The organism is Belliella kenyensis, from assembly GCF_022549675.1.
GTDB lineage: Bacteria > Bacteroidota > Bacteroidia > Cytophagales > Cyclobacteriaceae > Belliella > Belliella kenyensis.
This window is the reverse complement of record NZ_JAKZGR010000014.1, coordinates 1-13,474: the sequence shown is the minus strand read 5'-3', so window position 1 is coordinate 13,474 and position 13,474 is coordinate 1. Positions and strand designations below refer to the sequence as shown.

At 35.5% G+C, this 13,474-nt stretch carries 12 protein-coding genes and 1 rRNA gene; 11 read left to right on the top strand and 2 right to left on the bottom strand.

Going from position 1 to position 13,474, the window contains the following annotated elements; all coding sequences use genetic code 11:
- Positions 1–43: 43 nt before the first annotated feature.
- A complete protein-coding gene (locus MM214_RS14435; RefSeq protein WP_241296371.1) occupies positions 44–1,606 on the bottom strand; it encodes a S8 family peptidase in 1,563 nt (520 codons plus the stop codon).
- A gap of 250 nt (positions 1,607–1,856) precedes the next feature.
- On the opposite strand from MM214_RS14435, the gene MM214_RS14430 reads away from it, so the two are divergent.
- The 5 genes from MM214_RS14430 (at position 1,857) to MM214_RS14410 (ending at position 7,696) form a co-directional block, all read left to right on the top strand.
- A complete protein-coding gene (locus MM214_RS14430; protein ID WP_241296369.1) occupies positions 1,857–2,627 on the top strand; it encodes a helical backbone metal receptor in 771 nt (256 codons plus the stop codon).
- An 8-nt stretch (positions 2,628–2,635) separates the two neighbouring features.
- Positions 2,636–3,274 (top strand): hypothetical protein, encoded by a 639-nt coding sequence (locus MM214_RS14425; protein WP_241296367.1) that lies wholly within the window; start codon positions 2,636–2,638, stop codon positions 3,272–3,274.
- 226 nt (positions 3,275–3,500) lie between these two features.
- Positions 3,501–4,829 carry a M16 family metallopeptidase gene (locus tag MM214_RS14420; RefSeq protein ID WP_241296543.1) on the top strand — a complete coding sequence of 443 codons (1,329 nt, stop codon included), beginning with the start codon at positions 3,501–3,503 and terminating at the stop codon, positions 4,827–4,829.
- Positions 4,830–4,853: 24 nt separating this feature from the next.
- A complete protein-coding gene (locus tag MM214_RS14415; RefSeq protein WP_241296366.1) occupies positions 4,854–6,896 on the top strand; it encodes a M16 family metallopeptidase in 2,043 nt (680 codons plus the stop codon).
- Positions 6,897–6,952: 56 nt separating this feature from the next.
- A complete protein-coding gene (locus MM214_RS14410; RefSeq protein ID WP_241296364.1) occupies positions 6,953–7,696 on the top strand; it encodes an outer membrane lipoprotein-sorting protein in 744 nt (247 codons plus the stop codon).
- A gap of 34 nt (positions 7,697–7,730) precedes the next feature.
- Here MM214_RS14410 and MM214_RS14405 read toward each other — a convergent pair whose 3' ends face one another.
- Complete coding sequence (locus MM214_RS14405) at positions 7,731–9,374, bottom strand: M61 family metallopeptidase (RefSeq protein WP_241296362.1); 1,644 nt, start codon at positions 9,372–9,374, stop codon at positions 7,731–7,733.
- A gap of 138 nt (positions 9,375–9,512) precedes the next feature.
- Here MM214_RS14405 and rpmH point away from each other — a divergent pair, with 138 nt between their 5' ends.
- The 6 genes from rpmH to MM214_RS14375 all read left to right on the top strand — a co-directional run.
- Positions 9,513–9,671, top strand: coding sequence for a 50S ribosomal protein L34 (gene rpmH, locus MM214_RS14400; protein ID WP_076503142.1), 159 nt, complete (start codon positions 9,513–9,515; stop codon positions 9,669–9,671).
- Positions 9,672–9,713: 42 nt separating this feature from the next.
- The gene (rnpA, locus tag MM214_RS14395) at positions 9,714–10,094 is read left to right on the top strand and encodes a ribonuclease P protein component (RefSeq protein WP_317208494.1); all 381 of its coding nucleotides are present in this window, start codon (positions 9,714–9,716) and stop codon (positions 10,092–10,094) included.
- Positions 10,095–10,103: 9 nt separating this feature from the next.
- Positions 10,104–11,765 carry a S41 family peptidase gene (locus MM214_RS14390; RefSeq protein ID WP_241296358.1) on the top strand — a complete coding sequence of 554 codons (1,662 nt, stop codon included), beginning with the start codon at positions 10,104–10,106 and terminating at the stop codon, positions 11,763–11,765.
- A gap of 5 nt (positions 11,766–11,770) precedes the next feature.
- Positions 11,771–12,460: a tRNA (adenosine(37)-N6)-threonylcarbamoyltransferase complex dimerization subunit type 1 TsaB gene (gene tsaB / locus MM214_RS14385; RefSeq protein ID WP_241296356.1), complete on the top strand. Its 690-nt coding sequence runs from the start codon at positions 11,771–11,773 to the stop codon at positions 12,458–12,460.
- Positions 12,457–12,963, top strand: a complete 507-nt coding sequence (locus MM214_RS14380) for a DUF2480 family protein (RefSeq protein ID WP_241296354.1) — start codon at positions 12,457–12,459, stop codon at positions 12,961–12,963. Before tsaB ends, MM214_RS14380 begins: the two co-directional genes overlap by 4 nt.
- Before the next feature lie 395 nt (positions 12,964–13,358).
- Positions 13,359–13,474 (top strand): 16S ribosomal RNA (locus MM214_RS14375); the annotation flags it as partial.

The following is a 13,474-nucleotide window of genomic DNA, read 5'->3' as shown; positions in this document are numbered from 1 at the left end:
TCAAAATAGTCTTTAACATTTCCTTAGATTTTAACAGGGATATCTAATTGATTCCGATGGCTTTGGCTGCATTTACAAATCCATGACCATAAAATGCATCATTTCCAGGAGCTCCTAGGTCTTCGGAACTTTGTCTAAGTTTAGCCCTTACTTGAGAAGGAGAAATTCTATTGCTTTCAGCTTCCATCATTAAAGCTACTACTCCTGCTACCGCAGGAGCAGCCATAGAAGTACCCTGCGACCATCCGAAGCTTCCATTACTAGTGCCTCTTATTGTACTAAAAACTTGATCAAAAACGGCACAAGTATTTGTCGAAGAAGTATACGTGCCTAAAATTGTACAAGGATTGAAATTACCATCTACCAAAGCTAACCCTACAGTGCCACCCGGTGCGGCAAAATCCACCAAAGATTTCCCATGATCGGTATAATAGGCAGGTTGGAAGAAATTACTCGCTCCAAAACCCCAACCTGTAGGCCCAGTCGAGCTAATTGAAAGTGCATGTTGACTTTGAGCTGGTAATTGAAACAACTCCTTTGAAACATCATAGTTGTTGCCTCCATTTCCAGCAGAGACAATCACGGTTACACCATTTTGCCACGCATATCTAGTAGCTCTGTCATAAATTTTTTGTAATTCTCTAAATGCATCTCTAAAGTCCTTATCTCCCCATGGACTTCTGTAATCTATGGTTGCTCCCAAACTCATATTAATAATGTCTGCACCAGCACCTCCAGCTTCTATTGGCGTGGCTGCATATAGTAGACCTTCTAGAATCCACGAAAATGCTCCTGTTCCATTATGGAGTGATTTAATCCCTATGATTTTAGCCCTTGGCGCTATTCCAACTGCACCTAAACCAGAGGAAGCAATAATGCCTGCAACATGTGTCCCATGCCAAAAAGTACCAACATCTTGATTGAAATTAAAACCAGGGACGGTTGATCTTGAGAATGAAAGATCCAAATTAGGACTTAAATCAATATGAGTGCTATGAAAACCTCCGTCAATTACTGCAACTCTAACTCCATTTCCTGTTATTCCGGCTTCCCATGCTTTATCTGCATTAATAGCTTTCGGCGCCCATTGAAACCCATCGAAAAATGCAGATTTGTAATCAAAAGGAATTAAATTTGAGGAAGGTTCAGAAAAATTATCATTCATTTCAGTGAATTTTAATTGGTCTGGTTCACTAGTATATTGGACGATGTAGTCCGCAGTTATTGATTCTACTGAATTTAGTTTTTTGACATTTTGGACAAAATCTACGTTGATTGCTTTGGCTATAACTACACCTATTTGAGGATAAGAGCTTATTATTTCACCTCCCGCTTTTGCAATTTCCTGAGTGATATTTTTAGATAAATTTGGAGATTTAGAAAGTAATATATAATGTCCTGTAAAGTCCCCCACCCTTAAGTTGGAATAATCTGTGATGTCAATCAATTGCCCCTGCGTTAATAATTTTTCTTCCAGAATATTAGCCTCTTCTAATTCTGCATAGCTGTCATCTAAAAAGCTATTACATGAATAAGAGATGCAGGATAATACCAGCATTACATAAGCAAAGCAAGTTTTCTTTTTGTTTAAATTTAAAAGTCCCATAATTAATAAAGTTAAATGATTGATAATTATAAAATTGAGGATAAAAGTTGGTTAACAAGTTTTCAAATCTTGGTTGAATGGAAATGTGTTTATTTTAAAATCTTTAGAAATGCATTTAAAGTTCGAGAAAAAATATTTAAAGAACAATGATAATTTTTTTTCTGAAGAGAAGGATATTCAATAATTCTTTTGGTTAAATTTTGAGTGATTTTATTTTCCAAAATTATCTCTTGCTTTAAATTTCAAGAAAATGCCAGCTTATATCGATCAGCTCCAAAGAGTAGTAAATATAAATTCTTATCCCCAAAGAATCATTTCGCTAGTACCTTCGCAGACTGAGCTATTGGTTGATTTGGGGCTAGGTGATCGGATTGTTGGTCTTACAAAGTTTTGCATACATCCAAGGGGTTTTAAAAACGAAAAACAAATCATAGGAGGTACAAAGAACTTTCATATTGATAAAATAGATGCGCTGAAGCCTGATTTGATCATAGGTAACAAAGAGGAAAATTATCAAGAAGGCATAGAGATGTTAATGGAAAAATATCCAGTCTGGATGAGTGATATCTTTAAACTTTCAGATGCATGTGAGATGATTAGAGCAATTGGAAAAATTACTTCGACATCTGACAAGGCAATGGATATCGTCAACTCAGTCATAGGTCAATTTGATTCATCATTGCCAAAATTGGGTTCAGCGGTATACCTTATCTGGAATGATCCCATAATGTGTGCTGGATCCAATACATTTATTGATCAAATGCTTGATTTTGCTGGTTTTGAAAATCTTGTCAATTTTGAAAGATATCCTGTAGTAAGCTTAGAAACAATTCAATCTTTAAATCCTAAGTTTCTTTTATTGAGCTCAGAGCCTTTTCCTTTCAAAGAAAAGCACATTGCCTTTTTTGAAAGTAAATTACAGAAAACTAAAATTATTTTGGTAAATGGCGAACCTTTTTCTTGGTATGGGAGTAGATTATCGAAATCAATGACTTATTTTAAGTCTTTGCATGGAATCTGATGTTGCTTATGAAATTAACCAAACTTTTCAGACCATTTACCATATCAATTTGTTGTATTTTATTGACAGGTTGCGCAAAACCTGTACAACAATATGTAGTAGATGCTAGGATAAATGATATGAGAATGCCTTTGGATAGGGATGCAATTATTCTAGTGACGATTCCAGCAGGTTTTCCTCAAAAAGATTATAATACTTATCTTGAGACATTGCCTAAAGAGTTGAAAACAAAAGGATTCAGGGAAGTTTGGGATACTGATTTTCATGAGCTGGAGTTGAAGTCTGTGGGGATTCATGATTTTTCAACTGTTAGGAATAAAGAGAAACTTTCTAACGAATTGGGGGTTAGATACCTATTAGAAATTGAGGTGCTTGCCAAAAGGTATTTAAGAGTAAGTAAGCTCGGTGCTACAATGAGTTATAATAAAACTATTCAAAATAGTCCCTATGTAGGTCCCATTGGTCCTTTAGATAATTTGAATTATTGGCTTATAACGAGATATATATTATATGACCTTGAGGAAAGGTTAGTCATGGCTGATTTGACACTTCAGACTTCGCATTTGGAAAACAATTCAATTGGTCAAAAATCAATTAGAAAGGATTTAAATAAGGTTTTTGAATTTGTGTATTCGAAGGGAGGGTAGGTGAGAAATTGACCGATTTGGGACATAATTGCATTTCGAACGTCCGAATATGATCACTTGTCCTTTCTAATATTTGATATAAAAGAGACAGTTTAAAATGTGTTAAATTGATAAATTGTTGTCAAATACATGTTTTATTTAACATTCCTAATTATCTTGCCTGTACTGTTTTAAACTGCATAATTTTTGAAACGTAAAATATTGTTAAAATTAAATGAATAAGATGATGAGGAAAATTACCCTATCTATTTTGCTGGGTGTGCTGGTGACATGCTCAGTTTTTGCCCAAAACAAGATAGAATTCAAAGAATTCAAATTAGAAAATGGTCTACATGTCATTTTACATCAAGACAAAACTACCCCGATTGTAGCTACTACAGTATTGTACCATGTTGGGTCAAAAAATGAAAATCCAGAAAGAACTGGTTTTGCCCATTTCTTTGAACATTTGATGTTTGAAGGCTCTGAATACATTCCTAGAGGGAAGTTTTTTGAAATTGTAGAATCAGCGGGTGGTACTTTGAATGCAGGTACAAATCAAGACTACACTGTTTACTATGAAATTCTACCTTCAAATAAATTAGAACTTTCGCTTTACCTAGAATCAGAGAGAATGTTGCATGCCAAAGTAGATCAAACAGGTGTAGATACTCAAAGAGAAGTGATCAAGCAAGAAATGAAGCAGGTGATGGATGAGCAACCTTATGGTTCTTTTCAAAGAGAGATTCCAGTAAGATTATACCCAAATCACCCATACAATTGGCCTATCATTGGCTCAGCTGAGCATTTGGATAACGCAAAGCTTGATGAGTTTATGGATTTCTATGACATGTATTATGTTCCAAACAATGCTACATTAGTCGTAGCAGGTGATATAGATTATGCAAATGCCGAGTCCATGATTCGGAAGTATTTTTCTGAAATTCCAGCAGGTAAAAGAGATTTCTACAGGCCAAATATTGAAATAGCGAAGCTTTCCACACAGCAGGAGGATATAGTATATGATAACATCCAACTACCTGCAGTTTTTCAGGGATATTTGATGCCTAAGAAGAATCATCCAGATACCTATGCGCTGAGTTTGTTGAGTACCTATTTGCTCTCTGGTAAAAGTTCATTGATGTATAGAGAATTGGTAGACAAGCAGCAAAAGGCAGTACAGGCGGTTGCTTTCCCAAATGATCTTGAGGATGGAGGAATGTTTTTGGTTTTGGCAATTGCAAACATGGGTGTAGATGTAGATGATTTGAATACTTCAATTGATGAAGTTTTGGAATCTGTGAAATCAAATGGAATCGCAGAAAAAGACCTTGAGAAATTGATCAATATCAAAGAGAATCAGCTTGTAAATGGTTTTGGATCTATAGCTAGTATCGCTCAGTCACTGGCACAAGGTCATGTGTTTTATGGAAGTGCAGACTATGTAAATACACAGCTTGATAAGTACAGAAAGGTGACAGCATCCGACATCAAAAGAGTGGCTAACGAATACCTGAAGAAAGATAGTCGCGTAGTACTGAAGTATTTGCCAAAACCTACCGATGCAACTGAATAAGTTTTGAATTTAACGTGAATAAAAATGAAAAAACTATATATAATATTACTTTTAATATCGCTGTCATTTGTAGCAAATGCACAGTTAGATAGGTCCAAGATGCCTGAAGCTGGTCCAGCTCCAGAGATCAGATTTGGTGACGCAGAATCGTTTACTTTGCCAAATGGATTGAAAGTTTTTGTGATTCAAAACTCAAAGCTTCCTAGGGTAACCTATTCATTAATATTGGATAGGGATCCAATCCTGGAAGGTGATAAAGCAGGAATGTTAGACTTTGTAGGAGAAATGATTACTGCGGGAACTAAAAACAGATCTAAGGATCAATTTAATGAGGAAGTGGATTTTCTTGGAGCCAGAATTTCAGCATCTTCTACTTCTATCTCAGCATCTACTTTGACTAAGCATCAAGAAAAAGTATTGGAACTTATGGCTGATGTACTTTTTAACCCAATTTTCCCGGAAGAGGAACTGCAAAAGTTGAAAACACAAGCCAAATCTGGAATTGCTGCCGCGAAATCTGACCCATCTACAATTTCTTCAATTTTGACAAGTAAGTTAGTTTTTGGCACAGATCATCCTTATGGTGAGAGCGAGACTGAAGAAACCATTGATAATATCGAAGTAGCGGATATAAAGGCTTACTATGAAACATATTATAGACCGAATATCGCATATTTAGCTATTGTAGGAGATGTTACTTTGGATCAAGCAAAAAAGCTAGTCAATAAGCATTTTGCCAAATGGGAGAAGAAAGAGGTTCCAAAGCATGAATACAAGAAACCTCAAATTCCTGAACGAAACACAGTGGCCCTTGTAGATAGACCATCTGCGCAACAGTCTGTTGTAGAATTGACTTATCCTATCGAAAATCACCTTCCTTCTCCAGATTATTTGGCTAGCCAAGTGGCTGGGTTTATTCTTGGTGGAGGTGGTTCTTCAAGGTTGTTTATGAACCTGAGAGAAGATAAAGGTTATACTTACGGTGCCTATGCCAGAATTGGCTCCAATAGCCTTGTCTCAAGCTTTTCTGCAAATGCTAGTGTGAGAGGTACTGCTACAGATTCAGCAATTTATGAGATGATTCATGAAATCAGAAATATGAAAGACAATGGTGTCACACAAGAAGAATTAGATGCTGCTAAAGCCAATTTGAGTGGCTCATTTGGAAGATCTCTTGAAAGCCCTTCAACTATAGCGAATTTTGCAATCAATATTGAGAGATACGGGTTACCCAAAGATTATTATGCAACATACCTTCAGAGATTAAATGCTTTAACGGTGGAAGAAGTAAATGAAGCAGCCAAAAAGTTTTTGAAGCCTGATAACATGTACATTACAATAGTTGGAAATGGATCTTTGGTTTCTGAGGGTTTGATGGCATATGGAGATATCAATAGATTCAATACAGCGGGCGATCCAGAGAAGATAATTGCTATGGATGCAGATATGACAGTTGAAAAAGTACTAGAAAAGTATTTCGAAGCTTTAGGAGGAGTGGATAAAGTTAAATCGGTGAGAACAGCTGTCATAGAAGCTAATGCCGAAATTCAAGGAATGAAACTTGGCATGAACTTTTATCATGACGAAAATAAAGAAGCTTTCTCCAATAAAGTTTTGATGGGCGGCAATGTCATGTCCAATACCATTATAAAAGACGGGAAGGCATCAGTAGTTGCAATGGGACAAACGCAACAACTTCCTGATGAACAATACGAGGAAGCGAAACTTTCAATGTACATTTTCCCTGAACTGCATTTTGAATCGCTAGGCTACACCCTAAAACTTGATGGCATAAAAGAAGTTGAGGGAGAAAATGCCTATAAATTAATCGTAACTACAGCTTCAGGAAGTTCATCTGATTTCTTTTTTGGTGTCGAAAGTGGCTTGAAATTGAAAATGGAAAGTCCAACCTCAGGAGAAGTAGTCTATAACAATTACAGGGAAGTAAATGGTGTAAAGTATCCCATGTTGATGACTATCAGCAACCCTATGATACCTGTGCCATTGGCGGCCAAAGTAGAAAATATTGAATTCAATGTTTCAATTGAAGACGAGCAATTCAATTAACCTTGTTCATTCATTGGACGTGGATTTTGTAAAATTATCACTAAACTATATTTATTATGAAAATTAAAATTCTTTTAATGTCTACTGCTTTCATAGTGGGATCAACTTTTATGCATTCTGTATTTGCATTTGAACGTTCATTAGACGAAAATCACAAAATAGAAGCCAAGCTCACTTTACTCGAGCCTGAAGAAGTGATAGCTAAATATGTAGAAGCAGTGGGCGGGTTAGAAAATGTTAAGAAAATTAAGACATCTTATGTTTCAATGGTGGCGGATTTTCAAGGAATGAAAATTGAGACAATTTTATTCGCTGACTCCGAGAATTCACGATTGAAACAAGAGACCAAAGTAATGGGTGAGGTTCAGCAGAAAATGATTCTCAAGGATGGAAAAGGTTATATGGAAGCTGGTGGTCAGTCTCAAGATTTACCAGAAGAAATGTTAGCAATGATCAAGACTCAGACTTATGTTTTTCCTGAACCAATGTATAAGGATCTTGGTATTGAACTTTCGCTTAGAGGAACTGAGCAAGTCGATGGTGAAGAAGCAAATGTTATGATACTTACGTTACCAAATGGTATGAAAACAGTTGAGTATTACTCTACAAAATCTGGCTTGAAGTTGAAAACCAGCTCAGATGCAGCAGGAGATATGATTTATTCTGATTATAAAGAAGTAAGTGGGGTGCTCTACCCTCATACTATTACAATGAATAGCCCCATGCTACCCGTTCCACTAGAAACTAAAATAGTCAAGATTGAATTGAACAAAGAGCTCAATGATGAAGATTTTAATTAATTGAAAATAAAAAAGGAGGTGAGAGCCTCCTTTTTTATTTCTTCCATTTTTCAAATATAGGCGTTGGGGATTTGACCTCGATTTGAAATGTTGGGAAAAAATTAAGATCAGAATGTGGAATTTCAATTGATATCTTTCGTGAATAACGGTCTACCTCCAAATAGATCCCTTCCTTATAGGTTTCTAATGAGGTGATCTTGTCGTTTATCATAATCGATTTATATGCTACAGCATCTGGATGTATTTGAGTGACACAATTCTCCACAACTCTTATCCCAAATTGGTGCAATAACTCATTACCGCTTTCATATTTTTTATTTATTTGAAACCCTAACATAGCACAGCATTTTTCAATTAAAGGGAAAAGGTCATTCTTTCCAAATACAAAATTCATCATAAACTTTTCAGCTTTTCTAGGATCATTCATAGCTTTCGAGATTATGTTGATGAATTGCGTCATATTGTATCCTGTCTTTTGAGATCCATACTTTTCCCACATGATACGCATTACATTGGCTAGTGAACTCTGATTTTCAACCAACATTACATCGAGACAAAAGGCTAGTAATGATCCTCTATTATAAATATTTACTTTTTTATCAGGAATGCCAGGTTTATAACCATCTAGCCAGAGGTCTATGCTTGATTCAATGATGCTTTGATTTTTCCAACCAAAGTTGTCAAATTCTCTTTGCAGTCTGGCGAGTATAGCCTCTTGAAGGTATTCCTCCAAAGAGAAAAAGTTTGATTTTAGCAAATATAAATCCCCCATATATGTAGTGATTCCTTCCAATACAAACCCTGAATCTAAATTCACTTCTTTACTAAGGTCATATGACAATAGTTCTTTTGGCCTTATCCTGCACACATTCCAGAAATGATACAACTCATGAGAGCTTACACCTATCAATTCTTTGAAAAGTTTCTTGTCTGCCAGATCCTTGTCTGGGCCAATTGTAATTACTGTTGAAAACTTATGCTCAACACCATGGTAATGCTTGTAAGGGAGTAATTGGATTATAAAGTGATAGTTTTTTGCAGTAAATTCACCAAAATCCTCAACTTGTCTTTTGGTAAAAGATCTGAACACCTTGATCAATTCTTCATGGTCGAAATAGGAATTCCCATTTAACCAAATGTGGAAAACTGACTTTTCGCTTTCATAATGCAAATGAGTCAATTGAGAACTTGCAAGCAATGGGCTATCTATGATCTCTTGGTAATTCAGAGCCTCCCAGGTGTTTTGATTAATCCTTTTCAAGGAAGAAGCTACGATATAGTCACTTGGAAGATCTATAGAAACCTCAATTGGCTCTTCAGCCCTTTCTTTGATTTCAAATATACAATTGCTAAAATTGATGTATAGTTGGGTATCATCAGACCAAGAGCCACCAGCATCCATTTGATTCGCATAGAACTTATAATTGACTTCATAAATCCCTTCTTCTATTGCTTCAAATACCCACAGGCTTTTGCTTACTTTTGACCAAGCAAATAGGTCATTTTGAAAATAAACTTCAAAATTTTTTATTTTTGCAGCAAAATCAATGATTTCATACCTTCCGGGTCTCCAAGTTGCAAGTTGTAGAGAAACGATTTCATTTGCTTTGCAGGAAATTAAGAGCTTTAAATCTATATATTGGGATGTGATAAAAGGTCTATTGATTAAATATTGCATATCAAAATATGATTGTTATTCAACAAAAGTAAATCTCTGATTTGTAAATAAAAAAAACCTATCTATCTTTGCAGTCCTTTTTAGGGTGAACCGATGGAAGGATTTAGGTAAGCATACAAAATATTAAAACATAGCGTCATGAAAAGAACATTTCAGCCTTCTCGTAGAAAAAGAAGAAATAAGCATGGATTCAGAGAAAGAATGTCTACTGCTAATGGAAGAAGAGTAATCAAGTCTAGAAGAGCAAAGGGTAGACATAAACTTACTGTTTCTTCAGAAAAGACACTTAAGAAGTAATTCATTACATTGATTTCGTATATTTATACGCAAGCAATGAATATGAAGAAATACGGACTTCCAAAGAATGAAAGATTACATTCTCAAAAGGCTATAAAGGAACTTTTTGATAAAGGTTCCTCTTTTTTTTTATATCCACTTAAGATTCTATACTTTTCAAGTAATAATAGCGATGCTGAAACTATTCAGGTACTTTTTTCCGTTTCAAAGAGAAAGATAAAAAAAGCTGTTGGCCGCAATTTGATAAAACGCAGATTAAAAGAAGCTTATAGGTTGAACAAGAGCCTGTTAGCTTCAGGAAATCACTCGAACTTACAGATAGCATTAATTTATGTTTCTTCAGAGATTCTTGAATTTAAGAAAATTGAATCGTCGGTGATCAAGGCACTTACAAAATTGAATGAATCACACCACAATAGATAATACCACACCATGAAATATAATAAATCTAAATTCATCCTTCCATCAATTTTAGGAGCTGCCATAGTTTCAATATTGCTTTCTTTCAATTTGAAGAATGACAAGCTTTTTGCGATAGCCAAAAATCTAGATATTTTCGCTTCGTTGGTAAGAGAATTGGATTCATATTATGTTGATGAAATAGATGCAGAAGAGTTGGTGACTGTGGGGATTAACGCTATGTTGGAAGAACTTGATCCTTATACAGAGTTTATCCCAGAAGAAAACTCAGATGATTTTAGAATGCTAACCACAGGAGAATATGGAGGTGTAGGCGCATTGATAGGTAACAGAACTGGTAAAAATATGGTTCTCATGCCTTACAAGGGTTTTCCTGCCCAATCTGCTGGATTGCGAATTGGAGATGAATTTTTAAAAGTTGATACGGTTGATGTTAGAGAAAAGGAGACCGCAGACATTTCAAGGTTACTCAAAGGCCCAGCCAATACATCTGTTTTTGTTCAAGTGAAGAGAGGACAAGATACCATTTCTGTAGATTTGGAGAGGAAGAAGATCGTAATTAGCAATGTGCCATATTATGGCAAACTGGATGATAACACAGGATATATAAAACTCACAGATTTTACCACAAATGCTGCCTCTGATGTAAGGAAAGCATTGATTGACCTAAAGTCTCAAGGTATAACCAGTCTTGTATTAGATGTGAGGGATAATCCAGGGGGGATTTTGAAAGAAGCAGTTGAAATTGTGAACTTGTTTATTCCTAAAGGAAAAGAAGTGGTAAGCACTAAAGGGAAACTAGAAAGTGTCAATGTAGTATATAAGACTACCAAATCACCTTTGGATAAAGATATACCATTAGTCGTACTGATTAATGAGAGAAGTGCTTCTGCATCTGAAATTGTAGCAGGTGCATTACAAGACTATGATAGAGCAGTGCTTGTAGGGAAAAAGACATTTGGTAAAGGTCTTGTACAAACTACCGTGCCTTTATCTTATAATTCTCAAATTAAATTGACTACGGCAAAATACTATATTCCTAGCGGAAGATGTATTCAAGCTATAGATTATAGTAAAAAGGATGGTGAAGAAAGGGTAGTGCCCGATTCATTAAGAAATCAATTTAAAACCAAAAACGGAAGAGTTGTATTTGATGGAGCGGGAATAGAACCTGATGAATCTGTTGAAGACAGAACATACGCACCTATTACATATAGTTTGGTTGCGAGGAGTTTGATCTTTGATTTTGGAAATCAATACTTTTTGAAAAATAAGGAAATTCCCAGTCCTAGGGAATTCAAAGTTTCTGATGAAACTTACAACGATTTTGTAGCATGGCTAGAAGGGAAGGAGTATGACTATACGACTTATGTGGAGAAATCTATAGAAGATCTTGAGAAATATGCCGAAAAAGAGAAGTATTTTGATGAAATAAAAGATCAGATTCAAAGTCTAAAAAAGAAGGTTACGCATAGTAAAGAGCAAGACTTACAAACCTTCAAGTCCGAAATCAAAGAAGCGATAAAAGACGAATTGATATCTAGGTATTATTATCAAGAGGGAGTGATTGAGGCATCTTTAAGTGAAGACTTAGCGGTCAAACAATCACTTGATATTTTGTCCAATTCAAATAAAATAAATACTTTGTTAAGTGTGAATTCTAAGCGGAAGTAGGTTAAATGGTTTCAATTCTTTCCATAGAATCAGCAACTAAGGTTTGCTCGATTTCTTTACATCAGAATGGAAGGCTAGTAGGACTTTCTGAGCTGAATGATGATAATGTGCATTCAAAGGTTATGATGATTATGATTCAAAACCTTCTTCAAACAGCGTCTTTATCTCCAAAGGACTTAAATGCTGTGGCTATTTCTGCTGGACCTGGAAGCTATACAGGCTTAAGAATTGGGGTTTCGGTTGCCAAAGGCCTAGCTTTTGCTAATGATATTCCGTTAATCGGGTTAGACACACTCAAAGCTCTAGCATATCAAATAGTAGGGCTAATTGATAGGAAAAGTACAATTGTAAGTATGATTGATGCTAGAAGAATGGAGGTATATGCATCTTCGTTCCTTGGTGATGGCACTTTACTAGAGTCACCAAAACCTGTGATACTTGATGAGTTTTCCTATAGAACTATGTTAGATAATGGCTTAGTTTATTTTATCGGAGACGGAGCAACAAAATTCAAAAATATCATCAATCATAGAAATGCGATCTTTTTGGGAATAGAAAACTCCAGTAAATCTTTAGGCCTTTTGGCTTATGAAAAGTTTATAGTAAAGGATTTTGAAGATTTAGCTTACTTTGAGCCGAACTACTTAAAGGAATTTAAGGTTGTCCAATCTAAGAAAAACCCATTTCTATCATGAGCGAGATTGTTAATAGAGTAGCAAATAGTCCTCTTGTTACTATAAATCTAGAGGATCTTTATAGAAAGGAAGAGCGAGCAGTGTTTGATATAAAGGATTTTTTGTTTCAAGAGTTAGTATTAAAAGAGCTCGATTTCAGAACTGCATTGAAGTCTTTGGATTGGAATAAGTATAAAAGCAAGCTTGTGGCAGTTACCTGTACAGCAGATGCAATAGTGCCTGCTTGGGCTTTTATGTTGGTTAGCACTTATTTGTCAAGCAATGAGGTAGAACATGTTATAGGAGATTTGATGGTTTTAGAGAATTTTTTGTTTGAATCTTCGATTTCAAAAGTAGACCCGATAATTTATAAAGATCGACCTGTTGTAATCAAAGGTTGTAGTAAGTTTCCAGTGCCAGCATATGCATATGGTCGTCTCTTAAATTTGATTCAGCCATATGCAAAATCAATTATGTATGGTGAACCATGCAGCACTGTGCCATTATATAAGGCTCCCAAATAATTTATTTAGCTTGCCTACAACGGTTTACCAAGAATGTTCAAAAAAAATGAATATCTGGTTTGGTAAATTTATAAATAGCCTCTATGTTTGCAATCCCAAATGAGGGAAACGATCAAATAAAATGATTAAAAGCCGATTGAAATTAGAGTAAATTTTGAGTTCGAAAAGTTGAAAAAAAATAGTCAAAATTATTTTTAAAAACTTTTTGGAAGTTAAAAAAAACATCTCGATATTTGCACTCGCTTTCAGACAAAGGGTTTGAAACAAATCTCAAAAGAGAGAAAGTTCATTGAAGTATTGTAGGACGAAACGACAGGAAATTGATTGATCAATTTCAAATTTATTATCCAAGAGCAATAGGAAACAGCTACCTAATAGTAGCGTATAGAAACTTTACAATGGAGAGTTTGATCCTGGCTCAGGATGAACGCTAGCGGCAGGCCTAATACATGCAAGTCGAACGGGATTCGGGACTTCGGTTCTGATGAGAGTGGCGCACGGGTGCGTAACG